The organism is Mesorhizobium sp. M0019 (genome assembly GCF_040323975.1).
Taxonomy (GTDB): Bacteria; Pseudomonadota; Alphaproteobacteria; order Rhizobiales; family Rhizobiaceae; genus Mesorhizobium.
The window spans coordinates 1-24,993 of sequence record NZ_JAMYVK010000008.1; the positions used below are offsets into that span (position 1 = coordinate 1).

General features: G+C 63.8%; 26 protein-coding genes and 1 pseudogene. 15 read left to right on the forward strand and 12 right to left on the reverse strand.

Annotated elements, in window-relative coordinates; translation table 11 throughout:
• Positions 1-225: 225 nt before the first annotated feature.
• Positions 226-1,119, reverse strand: coding sequence for a LysR family transcriptional regulator (locus NKK47_RS08265; protein WP_352576064.1), 894 nt, complete (start codon positions 1,117-1,119; stop codon positions 226-228).
• A gap of 151 nt (positions 1,120-1,270) precedes the next feature.
• Here NKK47_RS08265 and NKK47_RS08270 point away from each other — a divergent pair.
• The 7 genes and pseudogenes from NKK47_RS08270 (at position 1,271) to NKK47_RS08300 (ending at position 7,008) form a co-directional block, all read left to right on the forward strand.
• Positions 1,271-2,459, forward strand: a pseudogene (locus tag NKK47_RS08270) (MFS transporter).
• The gene (locus tag NKK47_RS08275) at positions 2,456-2,938 is read left to right on the forward strand and encodes a cyclophilin-like fold protein (protein WP_502897339.1); all 483 of its coding nucleotides are present in this window, start codon (positions 2,456-2,458) and stop codon (positions 2,936-2,938) included. Before NKK47_RS08270 ends, NKK47_RS08275 begins: the two are co-directional and overlap by 4 nt.
• Positions 2,939-2,950: 12 nt before the next feature.
• A complete protein-coding gene (locus NKK47_RS08280; protein WP_352576066.1) occupies positions 2,951-3,346 on the forward strand; it encodes a (R)-mandelonitrile lyase in 396 nt (131 codons plus the stop codon).
• A gap of 26 nt (positions 3,347-3,372) precedes the next feature.
• Positions 3,373-4,389 carry a zinc-dependent alcohol dehydrogenase family protein gene (locus NKK47_RS08285; protein ID WP_352576068.1) on the forward strand — a complete coding sequence of 339 codons (1,017 nt, stop codon included), beginning with the start codon at positions 3,373-3,375 and terminating at the stop codon, positions 4,387-4,389.
• Positions 4,390-4,447: 58 nt separating this feature from the next.
• Positions 4,448-4,882, forward strand: a complete 435-nt coding sequence (locus NKK47_RS08290; protein ID WP_352576070.1) for a lipocalin-like domain-containing protein — start codon at positions 4,448-4,450, stop codon at positions 4,880-4,882.
• A gap of 40 nt (positions 4,883-4,922) precedes the next feature.
• Positions 4,923-6,104 (forward strand): arabinose transporter, encoded by a 1,182-nt coding sequence (locus tag NKK47_RS08295; RefSeq protein WP_352576072.1) that lies wholly within the window; start codon positions 4,923-4,925, stop codon positions 6,102-6,104.
• Between the two features lie 340 nt (positions 6,105-6,444).
• Entirely contained in the window at positions 6,445-7,008 is a 564-nt protein-coding gene (locus NKK47_RS08300; RefSeq protein WP_352576074.1) for a GNAT family N-acetyltransferase, read from the forward strand.
• A 90-nt stretch (positions 7,009-7,098) separates the two neighbouring features.
• Here NKK47_RS08300 and NKK47_RS08305 read toward each other — a convergent pair whose 3' ends face one another.
• Positions 7,099-7,497 (reverse strand): GFA family protein, encoded by a 399-nt coding sequence (locus NKK47_RS08305; RefSeq protein WP_352576075.1) that lies wholly within the window; start codon positions 7,495-7,497, stop codon positions 7,099-7,101.
• 238 nt (positions 7,498-7,735) lie between these two features.
• The gene (locus tag NKK47_RS08310; protein ID WP_352576077.1) at positions 7,736-8,188 is read right to left on the reverse strand and encodes an Lrp/AsnC family transcriptional regulator; all 453 of its coding nucleotides are present in this window, start codon (positions 8,186-8,188) and stop codon (positions 7,736-7,738) included.
• A gap of 118 nt (positions 8,189-8,306) precedes the next feature.
• On the opposite strand from NKK47_RS08310, the gene NKK47_RS08315 reads away from it, so the two are divergent.
• A complete protein-coding gene (locus tag NKK47_RS08315) occupies positions 8,307-9,317 on the forward strand; it encodes a nucleoside recognition domain-containing protein (protein ID WP_352576243.1) in 1,011 nt (336 codons plus the stop codon).
• 57 nt (positions 9,318-9,374) lie between these two features.
• Here the strand turns inward: NKK47_RS08315 and NKK47_RS08320 are convergent, their stop codons facing one another.
• Complete coding sequence (locus tag NKK47_RS08320; protein WP_502904982.1) at positions 9,375-11,108, reverse strand: chloride channel protein; 1,734 nt, start codon at positions 11,106-11,108, stop codon at positions 9,375-9,377.
• Between the two features lie 318 nt (positions 11,109-11,426).
• Between NKK47_RS08320 and NKK47_RS08325 the strand changes: the two genes are divergently transcribed.
• A complete protein-coding gene (locus NKK47_RS08325) occupies positions 11,427-11,711 on the forward strand; it encodes an SCP2 sterol-binding domain-containing protein (RefSeq protein WP_352524570.1) in 285 nt (94 codons plus the stop codon).
• Positions 11,712-11,765: 54 nt separating this feature from the next.
• On the opposite strand, the gene NKK47_RS08330 is transcribed toward NKK47_RS08325, so the two are convergent.
• Both NKK47_RS08330 and odc2 read right to left on the reverse strand, forming a co-directional pair.
• Positions 11,766-12,308: a GNAT family N-acetyltransferase gene (locus NKK47_RS08330; protein ID WP_352576245.1), complete on the reverse strand. Its 543-nt coding sequence runs from the start codon at positions 12,306-12,308 to the stop codon at positions 11,766-11,768.
• A gap of 284 nt (positions 12,309-12,592) precedes the next feature.
• On the reverse strand, positions 12,593-13,726 hold the full coding sequence (gene odc2 / locus NKK47_RS08335) for an ornithine/lysine decarboxylase (protein ID WP_352576081.1): 1,134 nt from the start codon (positions 13,724-13,726) through the stop codon (positions 12,593-12,595).
• Between the two features lie 563 nt (positions 13,727-14,289).
• Here odc2 and NKK47_RS08340 point away from each other — a divergent pair.
• The 4 genes from NKK47_RS08340 (at position 14,290) to NKK47_RS08355 (ending at position 18,296) form a co-directional block, all read left to right on the forward strand.
• Positions 14,290-15,489, forward strand: coding sequence for an amidase (locus NKK47_RS08340; RefSeq protein ID WP_352568113.1), 1,200 nt, complete (start codon positions 14,290-14,292; stop codon positions 15,487-15,489).
• 1 nt (position 15,490) lies between these two features.
• Positions 15,491-16,390 (forward strand): LysR family transcriptional regulator, encoded by a 900-nt coding sequence (locus tag NKK47_RS08345; RefSeq protein WP_352576083.1) that lies wholly within the window; start codon positions 15,491-15,493, stop codon positions 16,388-16,390.
• An 86-nt stretch (positions 16,391-16,476) separates the two neighbouring features.
• Positions 16,477-17,145 (forward strand): DUF1007 family protein, encoded by a 669-nt coding sequence (locus NKK47_RS08350; protein WP_352576085.1) that lies wholly within the window; start codon positions 16,477-16,479, stop codon positions 17,143-17,145.
• Positions 17,142-18,296 (forward strand): nickel/cobalt transporter, encoded by a 1,155-nt coding sequence (locus tag NKK47_RS08355; RefSeq protein ID WP_352576247.1) that lies wholly within the window; start codon positions 17,142-17,144, stop codon positions 18,294-18,296. The genes NKK47_RS08350 and NKK47_RS08355 overlap by 4 nt, the downstream gene beginning before the upstream one ends.
• A gap of 25 nt (positions 18,297-18,321) precedes the next feature.
• Here NKK47_RS08355 and denD read toward each other — a convergent pair whose 3' ends face one another.
• The 4 genes from denD to NKK47_RS08375 all read right to left on the reverse strand — a co-directional run bounded on the left by denD (position 18,322) and on the right by NKK47_RS08375 (position 21,354).
• A complete protein-coding gene (gene denD, locus NKK47_RS08360; RefSeq protein ID WP_352576087.1) occupies positions 18,322-19,299 on the reverse strand; it encodes a D-erythronate dehydrogenase in 978 nt (325 codons plus the stop codon).
• 1 nt (position 19,300) lies between these two features.
• The gene (locus NKK47_RS08365; protein ID WP_352448198.1) at positions 19,301-19,507 is read right to left on the reverse strand and encodes a hypothetical protein; all 207 of its coding nucleotides are present in this window, start codon (positions 19,505-19,507) and stop codon (positions 19,301-19,303) included.
• A 62-nt stretch (positions 19,508-19,569) separates the two neighbouring features.
• The gene (locus NKK47_RS08370) at positions 19,570-20,553 is read right to left on the reverse strand and encodes a cation diffusion facilitator family transporter (RefSeq protein WP_352568118.1); all 984 of its coding nucleotides are present in this window, start codon (positions 20,551-20,553) and stop codon (positions 19,570-19,572) included.
• Between the two features lie 114 nt (positions 20,554-20,667).
• Positions 20,668-21,354, reverse strand: coding sequence for a GNAT family N-acetyltransferase (locus NKK47_RS08375; protein ID WP_352568119.1), 687 nt, complete (start codon positions 21,352-21,354; stop codon positions 20,668-20,670).
• An 83-nt stretch (positions 21,355-21,437) separates the two neighbouring features.
• Between NKK47_RS08375 and NKK47_RS08380 the strand changes: the two genes are divergently transcribed.
• Positions 21,438-22,622 carry a pyridoxal phosphate-dependent aminotransferase gene (locus tag NKK47_RS08380; RefSeq protein ID WP_352568120.1) on the forward strand — a complete coding sequence of 395 codons (1,185 nt, stop codon included), beginning with the start codon at positions 21,438-21,440 and terminating at the stop codon, positions 22,620-22,622.
• Positions 22,623-22,644: 22 nt separating this feature from the next.
• Positions 22,645-23,025: a YciI family protein gene (locus tag NKK47_RS08385; RefSeq protein ID WP_352568121.1), complete on the forward strand. Its 381-nt coding sequence runs from the start codon at positions 22,645-22,647 to the stop codon at positions 23,023-23,025.
• 22 nt (positions 23,026-23,047) lie between these two features.
• Here NKK47_RS08385 and NKK47_RS08390 read toward each other — a convergent pair whose 3' ends face one another.
• Positions 23,048-23,803: an SDR family oxidoreductase gene (locus tag NKK47_RS08390; protein ID WP_352576089.1), complete on the reverse strand. Its 756-nt coding sequence runs from the start codon at positions 23,801-23,803 to the stop codon at positions 23,048-23,050.
• Between the two features lie 223 nt (positions 23,804-24,026).
• On the reverse strand, positions 24,027-24,773 hold the full coding sequence (locus tag NKK47_RS08395) for a tellurite resistance TerB family protein (RefSeq protein ID WP_352576091.1): 747 nt from the start codon (positions 24,771-24,773) through the stop codon (positions 24,027-24,029).
• Between the last annotated feature and the right edge of the window lie 220 nt (positions 24,774-24,993).

The window sequence follows — 24,993 nt, forward strand, 5'->3', positions numbered from 1 at the left end:
AATCCCCATAGGCAATCGCCTGCGGCCCGCGGGTTCCTGCATCAGAGACTTTCGTACGCCTGACGGCACCCGAAACCCTTCAGCAATCACAGACATAGAGGCGAGCGAGCTACACGTCTGCTTTGAGGCGAAAGCAGCCGCCCGCAGCGTAGAAGTCAAATGGCTTGGGTCAGAACCTACCATTTCCCAATGTCAGCTTCATGATCCATAGGCGCAGTCTTGGGGTCAGATGCGATGGCGGAGCGCCTCAACGATTACCGCCATCGCAGGCGAGAGCTGTCGCCTGCTCGGGTAGTAGAGGTGATAGCCCGCAAATGGCGGACTCCAGTCGTCAAGCACGAGCCTAAGGCATCCCTTGGCGATATGGTGGCTGACGAGGTTTTCCGGGACATAGGCGATCCCGAAACCGCTTATCGCAGCCTCGATCATGGGAATGGACGAATTGAAGGTGAGTTGGCCTTCCACCCGCACACGAAGGTCGCGGCCATCCCTGGCGAATTCCCAGGCATATAATCCGCCGAACGTCGCCTGCCGCATATTAATGCAGTCATGATCGACCAGATCCTGCGGTGCGGTCGGAACCGGATGGCGGGAAAAGTACTCCGGCGAAGCCACGGCCACGAGCCTCCAATCCGGCCCGATGCGCACTGCGATCATATCCCTGTCGATGCTCTCACCAAGCCGCACGCCTGCGTCGAAGCGCTCCTCCACAATGTTCTTCATGCCGTTGTCGCTGTAGAGTTCGACGCACACGTCAGGATAGTCGCTGAGCAAGGGCTGCAACTTCGGCCAGACGGTCGTCTGGAGCGCATGGTCGGACAGCGTGATGCGGACCGTTCCGGAGGGCTTGTCGCGAAAGGCCACCAGACTTGCAAGGTCCGCTTCGATTTCCTCGAAGCGGGGAACAAGAGATTGGAAAAGTCGCTCGCCGGCCTCGGTCGGAGCGACGCTCCGCGTCGTACGCGTCAGCAGGCGGACGCCAAGACGAGCTTCAAGCTCCTTGATTGTCGAGCTCAGAGTCGACTGCGAGGTTCCGAGCTTGGCCGCCGCCTTGGTGAAGCTGCGCTCCCGGGTGACCGCCACGAACCAGAGCAGATCCTTCATCCCATCGCGCTGCATAGGGCACCTCCCGTCTAACATTTATATCATAAGCAGATAAGTCCATGCGAATTACTCAGTCTAATAGAATGGGTTCCTCTGCAATATCTTCCAGCATGGTGACGGGGATGGGCGGCTGATCCACCCCCGTCGCCTTGCAAGGATGCCAATTATGGAAACGACCTACGACACAAGGCTTGTCGAAGACCGCGCCGCATGGGGCGCGGTGCTGTCGATGGCGCTGTGTGTTTCCGTGCTCATCGCGTCGGAATTCATGCCGGTCAGCCTGCTGTCGCCGCTCGCGGCCGATCTCGGCATCACCGCGGGCCGCGTGGGACAGGCGATCTCGATTTCGGGCGCTTTCGCCGTCGTGACCAGCCTGCTGGTCACCGGCCTCACGCGCCGGATCGACCGCCGACTGGTCGTGACCGGCCACCCTTCTCCTGATCGTGTCCGGGCTCGCTGTCACCTTCGCGCCGAACTACGCGTTCCTCATGGTCGGCCGGGCGCTGCTCGGCATCGCGATCGGCGGGTTCTGGTCGATGTCGACCGCGATCGTCATGCGCCTCGTGCCGCAAGACATGGTTCCGAAGGGTCTCGCCATGCTAAACGCTGGCAATGCCATTGCGGCCACCATCGCCGCGCCGCTGGGCAGTTTTCTTGGCGCCTATGTCGGCTGGCGCGGCGCTTTCTTCCTCGTCGTGCCGCTTGGGCTCCTGGCGCTGGTCTGGCAGTGGACAAGCCTGCCGGCGCTGCCCCCGCGCCGGAGGAAGCGTCCAGGCAATCCGCTGGCGCTCCTCGGCCGTCTTCCTGTCGCCACCGGCATGGCGTCGATCATGATGCTGTTCATGGGCCAGTTCGCGCTCTTCACCTATCTGCGGCCCTTCCTCGAGAGCGTCACTCAGCTCGACATCGCTGCTCTCTCGGCGATCCTGCTGGCGATGGGGCTGGCCGGGGTGCTCGGCACCCTCTGCATAGGCCGGCTTTTGCGCACGCGCCTGTTTAGCATCCTCATCGTCATCCCGCTGGTCATGGCCGCGTTGGCCGTAGCGCTCATCGCCTTCGGTACGCTGCCGATTCCTACAGCGCCGCTGCTCGTTGCCTGGGGCTTCTTCGGCACGGCCGCGCCCGTTGGCTGGGGCACGTGGCTCTGCCGCACGTTGCCGGACGACGCGGAGGCCGGCGGCGGGTTGCAGGTAGCCGTCATCCAGCTCGCCATTACAGGCGGCGCCGCGATCGGCGGCACGCTCTTCGATACGGTCGGCTGGTGGGGAGCGTTCACTTTCGGCGCGGTGCTGCTCTGTGGATCGGCGCTCGCCGCCTTTGCAGCATCGCATTTGGCCCGGAGGTCGCAGCCATGACGGCAGCCATGACGATCGACCGTCCGGACCTCAGCCGCCGCGCGTTGCTCGGCGGCGCGCTCGCGGCAACGGTCCTGCCGCGGGCCGCCCGCAGCCAGCAGGGCAGCAACCCAGGCAGCCAGGAGCCCACCGACATGAGGATCAAGATGATTTTCAATGGCCGGACCATGACCGCCACGCTCTACGACAATCCGTCGGCGCGCGACTTCTTCACCATGCTGCCGCTCGATCTCACCATCGACGACTACGCGCATAACGAGAAGATTGCCTATCTGCCGCGCAAGCTGACGGAGGAGGGCAGCGGCCCCTTCGGCAACGAGCGGCCATACGACCTTTGCTACTTCATGCCCTGGGGCAATCTGGCCATGTTCTACGCCGACTACCGCCATCCCGGGCTGATCAGGCTCGGCCGCTTCGACGCGGGCGAAGAGGCCCTACACGTAAGCGGCAAGTTCCCGCTTCGCATCGAACGCATCTGACAGGAGATCACCATGGATATTCTTCGCGCAGGCACCAGGCCGTCTGGCGAGGGGCCTTCCGACTGGTTCACCGGCACGGTCCGCATCGATCCGCTGTTCAACCCGTTCGACGCCGCGCGCGTGCAGGGCGCGCAGGTGACGTTCGAGCCGGGCGCCCGCACCGCCTGGCACACGCATCCGCTTGGACAGACGTTGATCGTCGTCTCCGGCCTCGGCCTCGTTCAGAGCGAGGGCGGGCCGGTCGAGGAGATCCGTCTCGGTGACGTTGTCTGGTTCGCACCCGGCGAGAAGCATTGGCACGGTGCCTCACCCGAGACGGCCATGATCCACATTGCCCTCCAGGAGGTCAAAGACGGCAAGGTGGTGGACTGGCTGGAACACGTCAGCGACGCCGACTACGGCGCCTGACATCGATTGAACGAAAGGAAAGCAAAATGCTCGCAACCGTTCTTCATAAGCCCGGCGACATCCGCTGCGAGGAAGTCGAAGACCCAAGGATCCTTCGCCCGACGGATGCTATCATCAAGCTCTCGGCGAGCTGCATCTGCGGCTCGGACCTGTGGCCCTATCGCGGGCTGCAGCCGGTCAACGGCCCGATGCATATGGGCCACGAATATTGTGGCATCGTCGTCGAGGTCGGCGCAGAGGTGGGCACGGTCCGTCCCGGCCAGTTCGTCGTCGGCTCGTTCTGCCTCTCCGACAATACCTGCCCGCATTGCCGCTTCGGCTTCCAGTCGTCCTGTGTGCAGCGCGAGTTCATGTCGGGCGCGCAGGCGCCTTACGCCCGCGTGCCGTTGGCGGATGGCACACTGGTCGCCACCGCCGAGGTGCCGCCGGCCGAACTCATCCCTGACCTGCTGGCTGTGTCCGATGTGCTCGGCACCGGCTGGTATGCGGCCGACGCAGCCGAGGTCCGAGAAGGATCGACGGTGGTGGTGGTCGGCGACGGTGCGGTCGGCCTGATGGGCGTCCTCGCGGCCAAGGAGATGGGCGCTGAGCGCATCATCGCCATGAGCCGGCACGCCAGCCGCCAAAAACTCGCCCGCGAATTCGGCGCGACCGACATCGTCGCTGAGCGCGGCGAGGAAGGTGTGGCCCGGATCAAAGGGCTCACTAAGGACGTCGGCGCGGACTCGGTGCTGGAATGCGTTGGCACGGCGGAATCCTTCGACCAGGCGCTGGCCTGCTCTCGCCCCGGCGGCACCATCGGCTATGTCGGCGTGCCGCATGGCGTGAGCTTCGATGGCCAGAATCTCTTCTTCGGCCAGAAGCGCATGCTGGGCGGCCCCGCGCCGGTGCGCCGCTTCCTGCCCGACCTCATGGACCGTGTGCTCAAGGGCAGGATCAAGCCCGGCAAGGTCTTCGACCTCAAGCTGCCGTTGGCCGAGGTCGCTGAAGGCTACCGCGCCATGGACGAGCGGCGCGCCATCAAGGTCATGCTTTCGGTGTAAGCGAAGATTGGGCGGACGGCCTGTCCGCACCCACAAACCAGAAAAAGGACAACGACATATGACGATGAGATTGAAGATCGCTGCCCTTGCGCTTGCGCTTTCGGTCGCCACGCCGGCTTTCTCCCAAGAGTCCCCGATCATCGGCGCATGGCGCATGAGGTCGCTCGAGGCCGGTGCCGAGGGAAACCTCAAGCCCGTGCCATATTCCGGCCAGGTCATCTTCACCGAGGCCGGCACCCTCTCGGTGCAGGCCCAGAACCCCGACGCTAAGGCGCCGGACACGCCTTACACGGCGAATGGCTACGAAGCCTATTACGGGCCGGTCGCCATCAACGACCAGGACAAGACCTTCGTCATCACGATCGAGTCCTCCCTGGTCCGCAACCTTGTCGGGAAGAGCATGAAACGCAAATTCGAAGTCTCGGACAACAAACTGGTCCTGACGCCGGACAATCCGGCCGAAGGCTGGCGCGTGACCTACGAACGTTACTGATCGGAACAGCCCGGCTGTCAACGTGTTATCGGTGGCCACAATGGCGCGGACTTCTGACCGAAATGGCGCGATGGCGGAACTGGTGCCAATCATGGCGGCTGTCTTCGCCGGCTTCCTCCTGATCGGCTTGGCGCTACCCGTCCTGCCGCTGCATCTTCACCAGCAGCTCGGCTTCGGCCCCTTCGCAGTCGGGCTGGTGACGGGCAGCCAGTTCGTTGCCTCGATGCTGTCGCGCATTGGAGCCGGAAATTATGCCGATGGGCGCGGCGGCAAGCGGGCCGTCGTCGTCGGCCTCATTGCCGCTGCCCTGGCGGGGTTCATTTACCTCGGCTCGCTGGCATTGCTCGACCGGCCGGTAGCGTCCGCATCGGCGCTCTTCGCCGGCCGGGCGGTACTGGGCGCGTCTGAGAGCTTCATCATCACAGGCGGCGTCGCCTGGGGCCTCTCCCTTGCGGGCGGACAGAACTCCGGAAAGGTCATAGCCTGGGTGGGCACGGCGATGTTCGCAGCACTCGCGCTAGGCGCGCCGATCGGATCTGCGCTTTACGCGGCGAGCGGCTTCGCCGCGATCGCACTCGCGACGGTCGGCCTGCCGCTTGCGACGCTGCTTGCCATCCTGCCTATGCGTGGCACCAGCCTCGCCGCGAGCGCCGCGCGACAGTCATGGACGAGCGTGGCGCAAGCGGTCTGGCTTCCCGGCGTCGGAGCTGCTTTCAGCAGCCTTGGCTATGGCGCAATCCTGTCCTTTGGCGCGCTGCTCTTTGCCGAACGCGGCTGGCAGCCGGTCTGGCTTCCCTTCACCACTTATGCCGCGTCGCTGATCGCGGCAAGGCTGTGCTTCGGCCACCTGCCTGACAGGTTAAGGGGCGCGCGCGTCGCCGTGATCTTCGTGGCGGTCGAGGCGGCAGGGCTGATGCTGATCTGGCTTGCGCCCGGGCCCGTTCTCGCCGCCATCGGAGCGGGCCTGACTGGCCTCGGCTACTCGCTGGTCTATCCCGGTTTCGGTGCCGAGGCCGTAAGCCATCTTCCACCACGCAGCCGCGGCCTGGCCATGGGACTCTACACCGTCTTCCTCGACGTGGCGCTCGGCTTCGGCAGTCCGGCGCTCGGCTTGGTCGCTGGGTCGGCCGGGCTGCAATTCGTCTTCTTCGCCGTCGCGACGGCGACGCTTCCGGCGTTGGGCATCGCTCTGCTGCTGGGTCGCCGTAACGCTCCACTATAGAGCCGGATAGTCTGGGCTCGAGATGTCGCGCAACTACGATCGCTCCCGCTTCGCCAGAAGCTGAGGCATCAGCCGAACCTGCTTTTGGTGGCGATAGAGGGCGATCAGGTCGTCGGATCGATCATGGCCGGGTATGACGGCCATCGAGGGTGGATATCGCGCATCGTCGTCGCGGCTCGACGGCTAAGGTCCATTGGAATCTTGCTGCCGGTCATTATTGTGGCAGGCGAACCTCTCCGGGTGAATCGCGCTGCGGGATGCGGCCGACGGCCGAAGCCGGGCGAAGTCCAGCCAGCCGGAGGGAGCCCTACATACAATTACTGGAGCAGTGAGGACATGCATGCAGATCGCATCCAAGCCACGCGTCCGCCTGGCAAGCCATCAGGAACTGGATGGAATTGGGTTGCTCGTCTCAGAGGCTTTCGCATCGTTACGGCCCGTTCTGGCACCGCACATCTTCGAGCCCTACGTCAAGGATGCGCGGGATGTCGCGGGGCGATGGGCGAAAGCCAGCGTCGCGGTGCTCGAAGCCGAGGGACGCCTCGTCGGGACGGTCACCTACTATGCCGATGCCGTCTTTGACGGCATGGGCTGGCCGCCCGGGCTGGCAGGCCTCAGGACTCTCGCGGTTGTTCCCTCGGCACAGGGCCGCGGATATGGCCGCGCGCTCTGCGAATGGTGCGTCATGCAAGCGCGTCTGCAGGGCTCAGGCGGCCTTGCGCTTCACACTGCCTCGTCCATGACGTCTGCATACAAGTTGTATGAAAGCCTTGGCTTCGAGAGACGCCCCGCCCACGACCTTTTCGCATCCGACATTATTGGCTTTGATCCAGCACTCGGCGATCAGCAGATCATCGCCTACCTGCTGCCGCTCAAGCAGGTCGAGAGCAGCCGCGATCGATAATGTTCGACCGCCGTTTGAACGGACGGAGGCATCATCTCGCTTCCGGATGCTGTCCGCAGCTTCCACCGTTTGTCTCGATGCGAGCAGATCCTAGTCTTTCGTATAGTCAAGCCCAAAACGAGTCGGCAGGTTGTCGGCGAGTTTCAACCAAGGGAGCTTCTCCTCAAAAGCGACATGCAGCGTAGGTGCAAATTTTTCTGGCTCCTCCATCGCTGCCGCAAAAAAATGCATGACATCAGACATGTTTTTTGAGCGGAAGGACAGCGGCGTACCACAGTGATCGCAAAATGTTCTTTCCACACCGGGAGAAGAGTTGAATACCTTCGGTAGCTTGCCCAGCCATCGCCATTGGCCGTTCAAGACGCCAATATAAGGGGTCATCGGCGCAGAACATTGCCGCCGACAACTTTCACAATGACAGACCACGCAGGCCTGTGCCGGGCCATCGACTTCAAAGGCAATAGCGCCACATAAGCAATGACCACGCATGCAAATACTCCTCGAGTCAACAAGGACAGCTTCAAGCCTGGGCGTGAGGAAAGGCGCCACGAAATGCGCCGAGCTGGCGCCCAATTCCGACATTCGGCGCTGGCGATTGTCCTCGCGTGCGCGAGGCGTTGCCTCCAAGCTGCCTTCACTACCCCCTTTCGGCATATAGAAATGTTCGTAGAGTTTCTCCGCCGGGCCGCTGAATTCACGGCCCAGCAGGTCTATCGCAACCCGAACACTACAGTGGAATTGCGGTCACTTCCTTGGCCGTTCGGATCACGAACATCGTGTGGTATCGCGCGACGTTGCTTCGGTCTCGGAACAGTCGCTCGCACAGCGCATCGAACTCTTCCATATCCGTCAGGCGGAGCATGAGGACGGCATCGGTTTCGCCGCTCACACTGTAGGCCTGAGTGACGGCCGGTTCCTGAGCGGCCAACTCGAGAAAGTCCCGCATAAACTGCTCGCCATGACGCTCCAGTTCGACGGCGACGATCGCCTTCAAGCCCCGGCCAGCCTTTGCCGGTGCGAGAAGCGCGACAACGCGGTTGATGACACCGCTCTTCTTCAGTCGTCGTATGCGGCGCAGGCAGCTCGAAGGGGAAAGCCCGACTAACCCCGCCAGTTTGGCGTTAGTTCGCGAGGCATCATCCTGGAGCAGGTTGAGAAGCCTTCTGTCGATCTTGTCCATGTCGGTCGCGCTCATCGTCGGTGCGTTGCAATTTTATTGCACGGAATCGCAAACTTTGACCACAAATGCGAAGCGTCTCACGCTACTCAGATGGCTCCAGGGATGATGGAGCAGCATGATGGCAATTTGCGCCGCCTTCTATCGCAAGACATTGGAGACGCTTGAAATCTATTGGGAACTGGTTCGCGTCATCGTTCCGGTTGCGATTGCCACGCGGCTGCTGCAGGACCTTGGCGTCATCCAGGCGATTTCTCCGTTCTTCTCCCCGCTCATGTTGCAGGTGGGGTTGCCACCTGAACTCGCCTTTGCCTGGCTGACGGGATTGCTGGTCGGGATCTGGGGCGCGCTTGTGATCGTATTCACCTTGGTTCCGGTTTCGGCGCTCAGCACTGCCGACATGACGGTTCTTTCGGCTCTCTTGCTGTTTGCACATGCCATTCCGATCGAGCAACGGATCATTCAGAGGGCTGGGCCGAGCTTCCTGGTCACCGCGGCGCTTCGTATTGGCGGGGGTTTGGTCTTTGCTGTCCTTCTGCATCAGATATTCGCCGTGACCGGATGGCTGTCAGGACCGGTGAAGCCGGCGTGGATGCCGACGAATGAAAGCACCGACTGGGGCGGCTTTCTCCTGGGTACGCTCAAAACCCTGGGCATCATGCTCGTTGTTCTGCTTGCGCTGAGCTGGGTGATCGAGCTTCTCAAGATGTCGGGCATTTTGGAGTGGATGAACAGAGGGCTTGCACCGCTCTTTCGGCTCGCCGGCATCGAAAAGCAGACGGTACCTTTCGCCGCTGTTGGCCTGTTTCTCGGGATTTCCTATGGCGCAGGACTGCTGATCCGCGAGGCGCGCACGCCTAGCGCGGAGCCGCGTCAGATATTCCTTGCCTGCGTGTTCATGGGTTTTGCCCACAGCCTCATTGAGGATACGTTGGTCGTTGTCACACTTGGCGCTGATGTTACCAGCGTGCTTCTCGGTCGCCTAGCGTTTGCCGTGCTCGCGACCGCCGTGATCGCAAAACTAATCAAGGCGGTTCCCGACGCTCTTTTCTTCAAGACACTCTTCCACAAGGAAGAAGACAGTCCGCGCAATCAGATTTCGGAGCCGGCGATTAGCGGGCCGTTGACGTGAGCCCTCCTTACGCAGCAGCCGACATGTTTGTCGCATCGCTATCGCGAAAGGACGCGGCTACCCCTCGCCCGACAGATCGCGCCGCGCCTTGTCGAGTTCTTCGGCATAGCGCCGCATCAGGTGGCCTTCGGTCAGCAGACCGACCACCTTGCGATCGGTGAAATCCTCGACCACCGCCAATTCCTCGGCGCCGGCGCGCTGGAAGGTCTCGGCCGCCGATTGCACGTTCATGCTCGGCACCAGCACCGCATCCCTGAATTTGGCGAAGGACAGCACCGGCATCTCGTCATCCGACAAATGGCTGTGCAATTCGGCGACGATCAGCACGCCGACATAATGCAGGTCGGCGTCAACCGCGATGACGCGCTGCGAGGCACCGAGCGGCACCTGCTTGCGGAATTCCGCAAGCGTCGTCGAGGCGTCGATGGTGCGGACATCCTTTCGCATCATCGAGCCGACAGTCAGGCTCCGCATCCAGCCGACATCATGCGCGCTGCGGATCGTTTCGCCGCGCAGGTGAAAGCGCCATGTCGAGAAGGAATAGCCGAACGTTTCGCGCACCAGGATCGCCGCCATGAGCGAGGCAGCCAGCACCACGCCGGTCAGCGTCAGGTCGCGGGTCGATTCCAGCGCCAGGAAGGTCATCGTCAACGGGCCGCCGACGACGCCGACGGCGAGCGAGGTCATGCCGACGACGGCGGCGACGGCAGGGTCGATGCCGGTCGCCGGCGAGACGAATGCCATCGCGCCGGCAAACATCTTGCCGAGCAGCGCGCCGAGAAACAGCGAGGCAAAGAACAAGCCGCCGCGGAAGCCGGAGCCGAGCGAGATCGCCGAGGCCGCCAGCTTCAGCACGAAGACGCTGGCCACCACGGCCAGCCCGTAATTCATCGCGAATTCGCGGTGCACCGCGCCATGGCCGCTGGACAGGACTTGCGGCGTGACCAGCCCCAGCAGCCCGACCATCACGCCGCCGATGGCGGGGCGCAGCGAGGCGTCGATCGACAGCCGGGCAAAGAGGCGCTCGATCAGGCTCACCAGATGCATGATGGCGATGGAAGCACCGCCGCCCAGAAGCCCGAGCAGCATGAACGGCAAATACTGGCTGACGGTGAGCTGCGGCAGACCGGCGAGCTCCAGCGGAAACGGCACGCCGCCGAACACCTCTGCGGTCAGCGAGGCCGAGATCGCGGCGGCCATTACCGGCGCGACATTGGTGACCGAGTAGATGCCGATGACCAGCTCGAAACCGTAGAAGGCGCCGGTCAGCGGCGCGTCGAAGGCGGCGGCGATCGCGCCGGCGGCACCGCAGCCGACCAGGATGCGGACATCGTTGCGGCGCAGCCTGAACAAGCGCGCCAGCCGCGACGCCAGGCCCGAACCCACCTGCGTATAGCCGGCCTCGAGCCCGACCGAAGCGCCGAAGCCGCTCGAGATCATCGTCTGCCCGGCGATGATGAAGGTGTCGGTCAGCGACATGTGGCCGCCGTACAGCGCGTTGGCTTCGATCGGATCGACCGGCGTGCGGAACTTCCGCTTTCTCAGCCAGATCACCGTCAGCCCGAGCAGGATGCCGCCGATCGCCGGTATCAGCGCCTGCTCCGGCCTTTGCAGCGAAAACATCGCCGAAAGCCGACCGCCGGGCTGAACGCCGAACATAAGCCCATGCAGGACCTGCACCAGTCCGCTCATGCCGGTGACCAGCGCACCCGCCATCACCCCGACCAGGGCAGCCAGAATGACGACGGCAATACCGCGCGCCTCGAGCAGCGGGATCGATCTGATCAGCACCGCGCGCAACCGGCGGGCATAGACTTGCGGTTCGTTTCTGGGCGGTTCGTTTCTGGAAAGCACCGGGGTGGCTCGCCGATATTCGTGGGTGCCTGATACCCTCGGCAACATCGCATGGCAACATGCAGGCCGCCGAGGTGTCATGCCCGCGTGATGCTGCGGCGATAAAGCCCATCCTCAGCTCGGGGAACCGCGTTGACGTAAACGTCAACCCAAAGCTATATGCGCCAGCGACCGTGGCTGTAAAACCAGCCATGCGACTTCGGCCAGGTGGACGCGCCAAGGCGCGACAAACGCAACGAGACGAGGAGAACCGCCATGAGCGTTCAGGAGATTGCCGACAAGATCAGGTCGCGCGTGGCGAGTGCCGGGTTCGATCGCTCGGTGAAATTCGACACCGGCAGCGACGGCGTCATCGTCATCGACGGCGCCGATGTCTCGACCACCGATGCGCCGGCCGATTGCACCATAAAGCTGTCGCTCGACGATCTGGACTCGCTGATATCAGGCGACCTCAACCCGACCATGGCCTTCATGTCCGGCAAGATAAAGGTCGAAGGCGACATGAGCGTCGCCATGGCGCTCAGCCAGTTGATCGGCTGATCGCTTGAGGTGAAACAAGCCGCCGCACGATGGCGGGCGGCTTGCTTCGAACCATCAGGCAGCGAGCGGCAGCCGCTGCGCCTTCAGCTTGCGCCCGGCCGCCTTCAGCGTGCCTTGCGCGCCGTCGAGCGCGCCGACAACCAGTTCCCGCGCCAGCAGGCGGTGCCGCTCGTAAGGCCCCGGCATGGCCAGCGAGCCGGTCTTTGCGGCCGAAAACCCGAAGCGCTCGTAATAGGGCGCGTCGCCGACCAGCAGGATCGCCGCATGGCCAAGCCGCTCGGCCTCAGTGACCGCATGGCGCATCAGCGCCGAGCCGATGCCGGCATTTTTCAGCGCCGGGTCGACCGCAAGCGGGCCGAGCAGCAGCGCTGCCGTGCCGCCCTCGCCCAGGACCACGTCCCACAGCCGCACCGTGCCGGCAACAGTGCCCGACGCATCGCGCGCGACAAAGGCCAGGCCCTCCGCAGGCCGGCGGCCGCGCCGCAGCTTTTCCGACGACTTCTTCCGGCGCTTCGGCCCCATCGCGCGATCGAGCAAAGCCTCGCGCGCCGGGACGTCGGCGGCGGTTTCTGCAGTGATGACAAAGGCGCCAGCAATCTCCCCCCTCGAGGGGGAGACGGCCGCGAAGCGGCCAGAGGGGGTCGGTTCGGCTGCTGCGACCTCTCTTGGACCGTGGGAGGCCGGCGCTTCACGCGCGGCGACCCCCTCTGTCGCCTTTGGCGACATCTCCCCCTCAAGGGGGGAGATTCCTGCGGCGCCTTCAACAACGAAATCTACAATGTCCATTTCCGCGATCCTTCACGAGCGGATTGTTCCACAGGCGAGCCCGGGCGGGCGACAGGCGCCCATCTCCGGATGATCTGATCGGTTCTTTCGAACCGTCAGATCACGTAGGATCGGAGAGGCTCGAAGCCGTTGAAGGCGACCGAGGCGTAGGTCGTCGTGTAGGCGCCGGTGCCCTCGATCAGCACCTCGTCGCCGATGGTCAGCGACAGGGGCAGCGGGTACGGCGTCTTTTCATACATCACGTCGGCCGAATCGCAGGTCGGGCCGGCGAGCACGCAAGGCGCGGTCTCGCTGCCGTCATGCGCGGTGACGATCGGATAGCGGATCGCCTCGTCCATCGTCTCGGCAAGACCGCCGAACTTGCCGATGTCGAGGAACACCCAGCGCACATTGTCGTTGTCGGCTTTCTTCGAGATCAGCACGACTTCCGACTTGATGACGCCGGCATTGCCGACCATGCCGCGGCCCGGCTCGATGATCGTCTCGGGGATCGCGTTGCCGAAATGCTTCCTGAGCGCCGAGAAGATCGCCTGGCCGTAGGCCTGCGCCACCGGCACATCCCTGAGATAGCGGGTCGGGAAGCCGCCGCCCATATTGACCATCTTCAGCACGATGCCTTCGTCGGCCAGCGTCGCGAACACCTTCTTGGCGTCGGCCAGCGCGCGGTCCCAGGCGGTCAGGTCGGTCTGCTGCGAGCCGACATGGAACGACACGCCATAAGCGTCGAGCCCGAGCGCCTTGGCATGGCGCAGCACGTCGACCGCCATCGCCGGCACACAGCCGAACTTGCGCGACAGCGGCCATTCGGCGCCCTCGCCGTCTGTCAGGACGCGGCAGAACACGCGGGCGCCGGGAGCGACGCGGGCGATCTTCTCGACTTCCTCGACGCAGTCCACCGCAAACAGCTTGATGCCGAGCTGGTAGGCGCGCTGGATGTCACGCTCCTTCTTGATGGTGTTGCCGAAGGAGATGCGGTCCGCCGGCGCACCGGCGTCCATCGCCATCTCGACTTCGGCAACGGAAGCGGTGTCGAAGGACGAGCCCATCGCAGCAAGCAGGCGCAGGATTTCCGGCGCCGGATTTGCTTTCACCGCATAGTAGATCTTGGAATCGGGAAGCGCCTTCTCGAAGGCGCGGAAATTGTCGCGCACGACATCGAGGTCGACGACGAGGCACGGGCCGTTCGGACGTCGGGTGGCGAGAAAGTCAAGGATGCGCTGGGTAGCCATCGGGGTCTCTCCATCAGCGCCTTTCGGCGCGCACAAAGGCTTGCGGACGCGGGCTCTCGGCCTCGCGAACACGCGGTGGACAAAGGCGGGACGGAAATCCATGGAACCAGCCGGTGGAGACCCCGGAACCATGAAGCGCCGTCTCGCGGCGGTGAACCTTGGCCTTGCCCGGCCTCGGTTCGCTTTGTCTGCCTTGGCTTGGATGGGAGACCCGTCCGCACTGCCGGCAATGAAGGTGTGCCTCTTCAGTAACCCCGGTCTTTGGACGACCGGCAGAACACCAGAAAGGCCCGCACCGTCGTTGCTTCAAGGTGTCCTCGGTTGGCGGTTGGCCGCTAAACCGACTGGAGGGGTTGGCTCCAGTTACCTTACCGATTACCCTCACCATTCGAGGATCGGCGGACACCCACAGGCACGTGCGACTTTGGGCAAGCGCGATATAAGATCGAAAGATTTCACAATCAATAAAAATCGTATGGCAGATTGTAAAATTTGTGGCATCGAACAATGCTGCGGCAACCAGAAGAAAAATGCTGCGGCAAGCACATCCGGATATCGAACGCATGACAGGCACTCGCGGCCCGCTGAACGCTTTTCTCGACCTTGATCAAACCCCTGTAGCCAATGCGAAATCCGGCCCGCTTGCCGGCTTGCGGCTTGCCGTAAAGGACATCTTCGACGTCGCCGGCTACCGCACCGGCTGCGGCAATCCACAGAAATACCGGGACGCTTCACCGGCCATGGCGACCGCGCCGGCCGTCCAGGCGCTGCTTGATTCGGGCGCCCGCTTCGTCGGCAAGACGCAGACCGACGAACTCGCGTTTTCCCTGCTCGGGCTGAACGCGCATTTCCCGTCGCCCGTCAACCCGGCAGCACCCGACCGCGTCACCGGCGGCTCGTCCTCCGGTTCTGCCGCGGCAGTCGCCGGCGGGCTGGCCGACATTGCCACCGGATCGGACACCGGCGGCTCGATCCGAGCGCCGGCAAGCTTCTGCGGCCTGATCGGCCTCAGGACGACGCATGGCCGCATCCCGCTCGACGGCGCCATGCCGCTGGCGCCTTCGCTGGACACGTTCGGCTGGTTCGCAAGCGACATCGTCATCTACGAAAAGGTCGGCACGGTGCTGCTCGGCGACGATCCGCATTCCCACGAACTGAGACGCCCCGTCACTCTCGCTGCGCTGGACGGCCTCGTGCTCGGCCCGCACGAGGCCGACGAATATCGCGCCATGCTCCGCAGTGTCGCTTCGGTGCTGGGCGCACCGCGCAGCGTCGGGCCGCTGTCTCATTCGACCGACGATCTCTATTGGTGCTTCCGCAAGCTGCAAGGCTATGAAGCCTGGCAAAGTCACGGCGCCTGGATCGCCGGCGGCGACCGCATGCTGGGACCCGGTGTCAAGGAGCGTTTCGAGCACGGCGCGACCGTCGACGCGGCAACCGCGCAACGTGAAACGGAACGTCGCGTTTCGTTTCGCCTCGAACTGGCCGGCCTGCTTGGCGACGACGGCGTTCTTGTGCTTCCGACCGCTCCTGGTGCCGCGCCGCTCAAGGCCGCGTCATTCGACGATTTGCAGACCTATCGCGAGCGGGCGCTGAGACTGCTCTGCCTTTCCGGCCTGTCCGGTTTTCCGCAAATCACGCTGCCGCTCGGCAAGGTCGACGGGGCGCCGTTCGGTCTTTCGCTGCTCGGCCCGAAGAACCGCGACCGGCAGCTGATTGCGCTGGCCGCCCGCATCCTTTCGGCCCACCAAGGAGGCGCATGACATGGATACGCTGACCCGCATGCGCGCCTTCATCGACGTGGTCGAGGCCGAAGGATTTTCGGCGGCGGCGCGCAAGATCGGCCGCTCGAAGGCGCTATTGTCGAAATATGTGCGCGAATTGGAGGACGAGCTCGGCGCGCTGCTGCTCAACCGCACCACCAGGCAGTTTTCCCTGACCGAGGCCGGCCACACCTATTATCGGCGCGCCTCGGAGATCGTGCGCGAGGTCGACAGCCTTGCCGATGCGGTGCGCGAATCCTCCGGCGACGTGCGCGGCAGGATCAAGCTGTCGGCGCCGCGTACTTTCGCCGACGCGCCGATCGGCCAATCGCTGATCGACTTCGCCAAGCAGCATCCCGACATCGTCCTCGACATTCATCTCGACGACCGTTTCGTCGATCTGGTCGAGGAGGGCTTCGATCTGGCGGTGCGCATTTCGCGGCTGGAAAGTTCCTCGTTGATCGCCAGGCGCCTGGCGCCATTTTCGGTACGGCTTTGCGCGTCTCCCGAACTGATCGCCAAGCACGGCATGCCGGTCAGGGCGCAAGACCTTGCCCGCGTGCCCTGCATCATCGACACCAATGGGCGCTGGCTTACCAATTGGCCGTTCAAGGGCGACGGTGCCGATACGGTGAGTGTTTCGGTCTCTGGCCCGATCGAGGTCAACAGCCCGATGGCGGCAAGGGCGGCCGCCGTGGCTGGATTGGGATTTTCCATCCTGCCGGATTTCATCGCCGCGCCCGACATCGAAAGCGGCAAGCTGGTGACTGCGCTGGATGACCGCATACTGCCCGGCGGCGGCATCTTCGCCGTCTATCCGCACCGGCGCTATCTGCCTGCAAAAGTTCGGGTCTTTGTCGATTTCCTGGTGCAGTGGTTCAAGGCGCTGGACAACGCATGAGCTTTCAGCCGCCCTGCGGTCCCATTTTCGCCCCCTTTCTGGTAACTGTCGGCAATTCACCGAAGCCGATTGAATCGCGACCGAGAATGCACCTGAAACAGCAAGCCATCATGCTGGCCTCGGCCTTGACCGCGACGTTTGCGGCCGTCGGGCCGGCTGAGGTGCATCCCCACGTCTTCGCCGAAGCCCGCCTCGAAGTGGTCCTCGGCCCGGATCACCAAACCGTGAAGGCATTGCGCCATCTCTGGCGCTTCGACGATCTGTTTTCGAGCACGGTTATGATGGAGTTCGACAAGAATTCCGACCTGAAACTCGATGACAAGGAGTTGAAGGATGTTGCCGACACCGTCCATGCCTCGCTTGCCGAGTTCAATTACTTCCAGCTCGTCACTGTCGACGGCAAGGACGTGGCAATGACCCCGCCGCCGCATTTGATGGCCAATTTCGACAATGATCAGTTGATCATCCTGTTTGAATCTGAACCGAAGGTGCCGATCAAACTGAGCGGCAAGATAGATATCGGCGTCTACGACCCGACCTTCTACACCGCGATCGATTTCACCGAGGATGCTAATCTGCAGGTCGATGGGTTGCCGCCGACCTGCACCAGCAAGGTTGTCCGCCCAAACCCGGACGAGGCGATCGCCGAGAACCAGAAGACCCTGACCGATGCCTTCTTCAATGATCCGACGGGCACCGACATGAGCAAGATCTTCGCCACCAAGCTCGAACTGACCTGTCAGCCGGAAGGATAGATCCAGTGACCAAACCGTCCCTGCGTTTGGCCATCGGCCTTCTGGCCGTCGCCTTTGTGATGACGCACTTCCTCGGCTCCGCCCACGCCCAGAGTTCGCTCGGCATCGGCACCAATGACGGCATGGCTCCAACCGCCACCGGCCCGTTCGCCCACATCCTGATGTGGATCAATCTGCGCCAGCAGGAATTCTATCATGCGCTTGCCGGCGCGATGAAGGCGATGCGCCAGGACGGTAGCAAGTTGTGGCTGCTCATCGGCCTGTCCTTTGCCTATGGCATTTTCCACGCCGCCGGCCCCGGTCACGGCAAGGCGGTGATCTCTTCCTACATGGTGGCCAATGAAGTGGCGCTCCGGCGCGGCATCATGCTGTCCTTCGTCTCGGCCCTGCTGCAGGCGCTTACCGCGATCGTGGTGATGCTGGTCGCCTATTTCTTGCTGCGCGGCACTGCTGTCTCGATGACAGACGCCGCATGGTTCCTCGAAATCATGAGCTATGTCTTCGTCACTCTGTTCGGCGCCTGGCTGCTGTGGCGCAAGGCCGGCCCGGCCATGCTTCGCCTGTTCGGCGCAAATCCCGGCTACAGCCTCTCGGCCGCCCATGCCGGCCATTCACATGCCGGCCATGCGCATTCCGCGCATGCCCATGCGGCACATTCCCACGCGCTTCATGCACATGACGATCACGACCATGCGCATGACCATCATGACCACGGCGCACACGACCACGCCCATGCTGCGCACGATCACCACAGCCATGCGGCGGGCGAGGTCTGCGAGACCTGCGGACACTCGCATGCCCCCGACCCGGCGCTGCTTTCCGGTGATCGCTTCGATTGGCGCACGGCCTGGTCGGCGGTGGCTGCCGTCGGTATCCGCCCCTGTTCCGGCGCGCTGATCGTGCTGAGCTTCGCCTTGCTGAACGGGCTGTGGTTCGGCGGCATCCTTTCGGTGCTGGCCATGGCGCTCGGCACCGCAATCACCGTCTCGGCCCTGGCGACGCTTGCGGTGACCGCGAAGAACTGGGCGGTGTATTTCGCCGGCGACGGCCGCATGGGCAACCGCATCCATTCCTTCGTCGAGATCGGCGGCGCCGCCTTCGTCTTCCTGTTCGGCCTGCTGCTGCTCTCGGCCAGCCTGACTGGCGCCTGACCTCGTTGCGTCCGATCGGGGCGCTTTAACTAGGGATATTGCCGCCCAACTCGTCCTCCATATGGACGCGTATAATCTCATCAAAACTCGTCTCCGCCGCAAAGCCAAGCTCCCTCGAGCGCCGCGCCTCGAAGCGCGTCGGCCAGCCCTTGACGATCGCCCAGATCGTCTCGTCGGGCTCCTCGCGGATCAGTTTCACCGCCTTGGCGCCGGCGACACGTTCCAGCGCTTCGATCTGTTCGCCGACGGTGACGGCGACGCCCGGCATCGTCAGGTTGCGGCGCGGGCCGACGGCACTGCCGTCGATCTGAGCCGCATGGATCAGGAAATTCACCGCCGAACGCGGGCTGGCGTGTGTGTGGACGACCGAGCGCGGCACCGGCAGGATCGCTTCATGGCCGCTCAGCGGCTCGCGGATGATACCGGAGAAGAACCCTGAGGCCGCCTTGTTCGGCTTTCCCGGCCTGACGCAGATGGTCGGCAGCCTAATGCCGATGCCGTCGAAGAAACCGCGGCGCGTATAGTCGGCAAGCAGCGCCTCGCCGATCAGCTTCTGCGTGCCGTAGGAGGTCAGCGGCGTCGGGTGGAACTCGTCCGGAATGATGTCGGGAAACGGTGCGCCGAACACGGCGATCGACGAGGTGAAGACGACGCGCGGCGTATAGGCCGCCAAGCGGATGGCATCGAACAGCGCCCTTGTGCCGTCGAGATTGACGCGATAGCCGAGATCGAAATTGGCCTCCGCCTCGCCCGACACCACGCCGGCGAGATGGAAGATCACGTCGGGGCGCGGCGCGACCAGATTTGCCGTCGCGCCCGGCGCTGCAAGGTCGCCGGTGTGGACGCTAATGCCGACGCTGTCGAGGACCGGCGCCTGCGGCGGCACGATGTCGTGAAGGTCGAGCGCGGCGATCTTGCGGCCGCCGAGCGTCCCGTCCTTGGCCAACCTGGCGATGAGCTTGTGGCCGACCATGCCTGCCGCGCCGGTAATCAGAATGCGCATGTCACTTTCCCTTTTTGCGCTGGCTGCGGCTACGCAGCCAGAACACGACGAAGATTGCCACCATGAAGATCGCCGCGACGACGCCGGCAAGCACCGTCGAGACCTTGCCGACCGCCAGCATCACTGTTGGAAGATAATAGGCTGCGATGCCGAACAGCAGCAAAACCCAGGCGGCGCCGATCGCCGCATTGCGGGTGTCGCGGTCCATCACGCGGCGCCAGGGTGGCGAGAGTTCATGTCAATCGTTGCCAATGCCCAGAACTCCCGAAGTCAGTGATAATGGCCGCGGTGCGGTGCCGTATCATGCGCATGATCGTGCTCGTCATCATGCTCATGGCTGTCGGCACATCGGCCGAATTCCGGTTCGACCGTGGCATGGGCTATGCCATGTTCCGCCGCAAGCCGCTTCTTGATCGCGCTGACCGCCATATGCGCGTCGACGCCGTCATTGAGGCAGGCATGCAACGTCGCCATGTTGCTGGAACCGTCGATCGACCAGACATGCATGTGATGCACCTCGCGCACGCCCTTGATCGAGCCTTCGATGTCCCTGGCGATCAGGTCGCGGTCGAGGCTTGCCGGCACGCCTTCGAGCAGGACGTGGGCGGCCTCGCGCATCAGCGACCAGGCCGTGGACAGGATCAGCAGCGCGACAAGCACCGACAGGATCGGATCGATGGGCGTCCAGCCCGTCGCCAGGATCACCAGCGCCGCCACGATCGCCGCGGCCGAGCCTAGCAGGTCGCCGAGCACGTGCAGGATGGCGCCGCGCATGTTCAGGCTGCCGCGGTCGCCGCCATGCAGCACGTAGAACGAGCCGAGATTGACCAGCAGGCCGGCGATCGCGACGACCAGCATCGGCCCGCCGAGCACCGGAGCCGGCGCTTGCAAGCGGCCCCAAGCCTCGTAGACGATCCACAGCGCGATGGCGAAGATGGCGATGCCGTTGGTGTAGGCGACCAGCGTCTTGACCCGGCCGAAACCGTAGGTGAGGCGCACGGTCGCCGGCCGGCTCGCAAGGTGAAAGGCATACCAGGCAAGGCCGAGCGCGACGCAATCGGCAAGCATGTGGCCGGCATCCGCCAGCAGCGCCAGCGATCCCGTCAAGAGACCGCCAAGCGCTTCGACGACCATGAAGCCGGCGGTCAGGCAGGCAGCGATCAGCACGCGCTTCTTGTCGGTCGAGCCGTGCACATGACCTGCGCGATGGCTGTGGTCGTGGACCTGCGAAGCGTGGTCGTGGGTATGCGCCATCTATAGCCCCTGCTAGAGCCTGATCCATCCCGGCAGACTCGGGATGGAGGCTCTATCTTTCTATTTGACCATGATCTTACCCGAAAAACCGGATACCACTTTTCGGGAGCATGGTCAGGCGCCGAACTCGGCGCGGAAATCCTCGAGCCGCCGCTTCTGCTGGCCATCGCTGTCGAAATTAGCCGGATCGAGCCACGCCTCATAGGCTCTGCGCAGATCAGGCCATTCCCTGTCGATGATCGAATACCACGCGGTATCGCGGTTTTCGCCCTTGACCACAAGATGCTGACGGAAAATGCCCTCGAACTTGAAGCCGAAACGTTCCGCCGCGCGCTTCGACGGCTCGTTGCGATTGTTGCATTTCCATTCGTAGCGGCGATAGCCAAGCTCGTCGAAGACATACTTCATGAACAGGAACTGCGCTTCCGTCGCGGCCGGCTTACGCGAGATCAGCGGGCCCCAATAGATGTTGCCGATCTCAATGACGCCGTAGGTGGCGTCGATGCGCATCAGCGTCTGGCGCCCGGCGACCTTGCCGCTGGCCTTGTCGATGACCGTGAAGAACAGCGGGTCTTCGCTGGCTTCCGCCTTGTCCAGCCATGGCTGGAAGGCGGCGCGGCTCTCCGGCGGGTAGTCTGGCAGCCAGGCAAAGCGGCCGTCGACATCGGCCACCGACGAGGCCTCAAACAGGCCGTCGCCGTGCTTTTCGGCGTTGAGCGGCTCCAGCCTGACAGTTCGCCCCTCCAGCACCTTGCGTTCGGGCCGCGGGCGCGGTTGCCAATTCTTGAGATTTTCCGACACCGAAAACTCCAATCCGTTTGACTTTTGCGGGCGGACGCTCACAAAAACGCACGCTCGCTGAAAGAACCACACGGACAGGAAAAATGCTCCACACGATTTCGGCCTTCGACCGCCTCGGCGAGGAAAATGCGTTCGCAGTGCTGGCGCGTGCCACGGCACTTGCCCACCAGGGCCGCGACATTGTCAATCTCGGCATCGGCCAGCCCGACTTCAAGACGCCGCAGCACATCGTCGAGGCCGCGATCAAGGCGCTGCGCGACGGCCATCACGGCTATACGCCGGCCAACGGCCTGCTGGCGACGCGCGAAGCGGTGGTCCGCCGCACGCTGGCCACTACCGGCGTCGAAGTCTCGCCCGAAGCGGTGATGATCCTGCCCGGCGGCAAGCCGACCATGTTCGCGGCCATCCTGATGTTCGGCGAGCCGGGCGCCGAAATTCTCTATCCCGATCCCGGCTTTCCGATCTACCGCTCGATGATCGAGTTCACCGGTGCTGCCCCCATCCCGGTGCCGATGCGCGAGGAGAACGGCTTTGCCTTTTCGGCTGCGGAGACCTTGGCGCTGATCACGCCGAAGACCAGGCTGCTGATTCTCAACTCGCCGGCCAATCCGACCGGCGGCGTCACGCCGCGCGCCGAGATTGAGAAGCTGGTCAAGGGGCTGGAAGCGCACCCGGACGTCGCCATCCTCTCCGACGAGATCTACGACGTGATGACCTATGACGGCGAGACGCACTGCTCGCTGCTCGCCTTCCCCGAAATCCGCGACCGGCTGATCGTGCTCAACGGCTGGTCGAAGACCTGGGCGATGACCGGCTGGCGCATGGGCTGGTCGATCTGGCCGAATGGCGACAAGGGCGCGCATCTCTACGACAAGGTGCGCAAGCTGGCGGTCAATTGCTGGTCCTGCGTCAACGCGCCGAGCCAGTATGCCGGCATTGCCGCCATCGACGGCCCGCAGGACGATGTCGACAAGATGATGCGCGCCTTCGACCGCCGCAGGAAGGTCGTGGTCGAGGGGTTGAATGCCTTGCCCGGCGTTTCCTGCATTACGCCGAAAGGCGCCTTCTATGCCTTCCCCAATGTTTCCAAGACCGGCTGGAAGGCCAAGAAGCTCGCCTCGGCGCTGCTCGAGGATGCCGGCGTGGCGCTGATCGGCGGCCCCGATTTCGGCATTCTCGGCGAAGGCTATGTCAGGCTGTCCTACGCCAATTCCGAGGAGAACATCCTGCGCGCGCTGGAGCGGATCGAGGCGTTCCTGGCGAAGTGAGGACGGCGAAAGGAGAAGCCAGATGTTCTATGCCATTCTTGCCTATCACGAGGAAGAAGCGATTACGGCACTGACGCCTGAGCAGGATGCGGCGCTGATGACCGATCTTCTCCAGATCAACGATCGGCTCTACCAGCAAGGCACCCTTGGGCCGGCGGCCCGGCTCGGCGCGACACAAGACGCCTGCACCTTGCGCGGGCCAGGCACCGGAATGGTTATCGACGGCCCCTTCGCCGAGACCAAGGAACAATTGCTGGGGCTCTATGTCGTCGACTGCGCCAACCGTGACGCCGCCATCGACATTGCGCGCGACCTTCGCCGCGTCAATCCGACCGCCGTCTACGAAATCCGCCCGATTTCGCTATATTTACCCGGCGTGCCGCTTCCGGTCACCCGGCCCTGATTTAGACCGGGTTGAGACTAATTTAGCCTCGCCCGACAAATGGCATCTTCGTCGCCATCACGGTCATGAACAGGACGTTCGCGTCGAGCGGCAGGCTGGCCATATGGAGGACGGCATCGGCGACGCGCTCGACATCCATCACCGCTTCGGCGGCAATGGTGCCGTTGGCTTGCGGCACGCCGACCGTCATCGCTTGCGCCATGTCGGTCAGCGCGTTGCCGATGTCGATCTGGCCGCAAGCAATGTCGTAGGGCCTGCCGTCCAGCGCCAGCGTCTTGGTCAGCCCGGTGATGGCGTGCTTGGTCGCCGTATAGGGCACCGAGCCCGGCCGTGGCGCATAGGCCGATACCGAGCCGTTGTTGATGATGCGGCCGCCCATCGGCTGCTGCCTGCGCATGGCGCCGAACGCGGCGCGAGCACACAGGAACGAGCCGGTGAGATTGACCCCGACGATGTCGTTCCACACGTCGACCGGGATGTCGTCGATCAACGTCGATTTGTAGCTCGTGCCGGCATTGTTGAAGAGCAGGTCGACGCGCCCGAAAGCCGCAGCCACCGTCTCGAACAGATCGTCGACCTGATCGGCCTTGCTGATGTCGCAGGCGAAGGCCAATGCCTTGGCCTGCGTCGGCCCGGCCGCGGCGATCGCATCCTCCAGCACCGGCTTGCGGCGACCGCAGAAGACCGTGTTCCAGCCGGCCTTGAGCAGCGCCGTGGCGACGCTTTTGCCGATGCCCGTGCCGGCGCCGGTTACGATGGCGGTTTTAGAGTCGGTCATGGCTGTACTCCCTGAAAGGGACGAGGCATCGCAAATGACGGGAACCATGGCAAGCCGGCGCAAAGCCTGTGCTCACAAAAAGGGCGGTCATTGGCGACCGCCCCTGATCCGAACCGGGCTTGGGAGGAGGAAAGCCGATCCGACTGCCTGAAATCATGCGCCCACCGGATTAACGAGAAGCTAACGCGAATGCCGCCGAGCTCTCCGAGGCTCCTCCCCCAAGCTACCAGCGCGAACCGCTCACCGGCTTGGCCGTGCTGCCCGCTGCCGGCACCTTCGCCGCCGTCACCGTCGCCTCGACATGATCGACCAGCGCGTCCGGCAGGCCGAGACGGCCGGCAAGCAGGTCGAGATAGCCGCGTTCGGCCCGCGTGTCCGGATCGATGGCAAGACGCGAGGCGGTGTAGAGTTCCAGCTTTTGCGCATCGGTCTTGGCGCCGGCGATCAGCACATCCAGATCGAGCGGCGCCTCGAGTTCCGACATCAGGAATTTCTCCGCTTCGGCGCCGACGCCGGCGAGGCTGAGCTTGCCGGCGATCTTCTGCCGCTCTTCGTCATCGACGTGGCCGTCGGCCTTCGCCGCCGAGATCATCGCCCTGACCAGCGTCAGCGTGAATTCGTCTTCGCCCTGCGGCGCTTGCGACGGATGGAAGGCGGTATCGGCCGGCGGCGGCAGCAATTCCGGTTCGCCGGCGGCTTGCGTTTCGGCGGGCGCGTTGCCGTTCTTGTAGTTCTGGTAGGCCTTGTAGGCGAGGCCGCCGATCGCGGCCAGGCCGCCGAGCTTCACCGCCGCACCGGTGACCTGGCGGCCTGGGCCGGTTCCGAGCAGCACCGCAGCCAGCGCACCGGCGGCAAGCGGATTGTCCTTGGCCATCTGCACCGCCTGCCCGGCCTTGTCGCGGACGGTCGATCCGGTGCCGGGAATTTGCGAGCCGAGCAGATCGTCGAGGAGCTTCTTGGGATCGAACATCTATGCCTCCAGAATTGGCCCGGCCGAAGGTGCGCGGGCAGGTTTGCACGTCGAAGACCTAGGTCCCGCAGTTTGACATTACAATGACGCGGCGCATCCTTTCGCCCGCTGCCACGCATGACCTCGCACCGACATCTGCTGGGATTTCACGCGGAAATCACAGTGCTGCAGCCTCCTTCCGCGCCCAAAAAACACGCGACGCTCTGGACATTGGACGTGT

Coding starts and splice junctions, on each gene's coding strand:
- NKK47_RS08365 (WP_352448198.1), bottom strand. CDS start 19,507: ATGGACCGCGACACCCGCAATGCGGCGATCGGCGCCGCCTGGGTTTTG.
- odc2 (WP_352576081.1), bottom strand. CDS start 13,726: ATGGCTACCCAGCGCATCCTTGACTTTCTCGCCACCCGACGTCCGAAC.
- NKK47_RS08370 (WP_352568118.1), bottom strand. CDS start 20,553: ATGGCGCATACCCACGACCACGCTTCGCAGGTCCACGACCACAGCCAT.
- NKK47_RS08295 (WP_352576072.1), top strand. CDS start 4,923: ATGGCGCGGACTTCTGACCGAAATGGCGCGATGGCGGAACTGGTGCCA.
- NKK47_RS08345 (WP_352576083.1), top strand. CDS start 15,491: ATGGATACGCTGACCCGCATGCGCGCCTTCATCGACGTGGTCGAGGCC.
- NKK47_RS08300 (WP_352576074.1), top strand. CDS start 6,445: ATGCAGATCGCATCCAAGCCACGCGTCCGCCTGGCAAGCCATCAGGAA.
- NKK47_RS08275 (WP_502897339.1), top strand. CDS start 2,456: ATGACGGCAGCCATGACGATCGACCGTCCGGACCTCAGCCGCCGCGCG.
- NKK47_RS08305 (WP_352576075.1), bottom strand. CDS start 7,497: ATGCGTGGTCATTGCTTATGTGGCGCTATTGCCTTTGAAGTCGATGGC.
- NKK47_RS08385 (WP_352568121.1), top strand. CDS start 22,645: ATGTTCTATGCCATTCTTGCCTATCACGAGGAAGAAGCGATTACGGCA.
- NKK47_RS08390 (WP_352576089.1), bottom strand. CDS start 23,803: ATGACCGACTCTAAAACCGCCATCGTAACCGGCGCCGGCACGGGCATC.
- NKK47_RS08315 (WP_352576243.1), top strand. CDS start 8,307: ATGGCAATTTGCGCCGCCTTCTATCGCAAGACATTGGAGACGCTTGAA.
- NKK47_RS08325 (WP_352524570.1), top strand. CDS start 11,427: ATGAGCGTTCAGGAGATTGCCGACAAGATCAGGTCGCGCGTGGCGAGT.
- NKK47_RS08395 (WP_352576091.1), bottom strand. CDS start 24,773: ATGTTCGATCCCAAGAAGCTCCTCGACGATCTGCTCGGCTCGCAAATT.
- NKK47_RS08280 (WP_352576066.1), top strand. CDS start 2,951: ATGGATATTCTTCGCGCAGGCACCAGGCCGTCTGGCGAGGGGCCTTCC.
- NKK47_RS08285 (WP_352576068.1), top strand. CDS start 3,373: ATGCTCGCAACCGTTCTTCATAAGCCCGGCGACATCCGCTGCGAGGAA.
- NKK47_RS08350 (WP_352576085.1), top strand. CDS start 16,477: ATGCACCTGAAACAGCAAGCCATCATGCTGGCCTCGGCCTTGACCGCG.
- NKK47_RS08380 (WP_352568120.1), top strand. CDS start 21,438: ATGCTCCACACGATTTCGGCCTTCGACCGCCTCGGCGAGGAAAATGCG.
- NKK47_RS08340 (WP_352568113.1), top strand. CDS start 14,290: ATGACAGGCACTCGCGGCCCGCTGAACGCTTTTCTCGACCTTGATCAA.
- NKK47_RS08265 (WP_352576064.1), bottom strand. CDS start 1,119: ATGCAGCGCGATGGGATGAAGGATCTGCTCTGGTTCGTGGCGGTCACC.
- NKK47_RS08310 (WP_352576077.1), bottom strand. CDS start 8,188: ATGGACAAGATCGACAGAAGGCTTCTCAACCTGCTCCAGGATGATGCC.
- NKK47_RS08290 (WP_352576070.1), top strand. CDS start 4,448: ATGACGATGAGATTGAAGATCGCTGCCCTTGCGCTTGCGCTTTCGGTC.
- denD (WP_352576087.1), bottom strand. CDS start 19,299: ATGCGCATTCTGATTACCGGCGCGGCAGGCATGGTCGGCCACAAGCTC.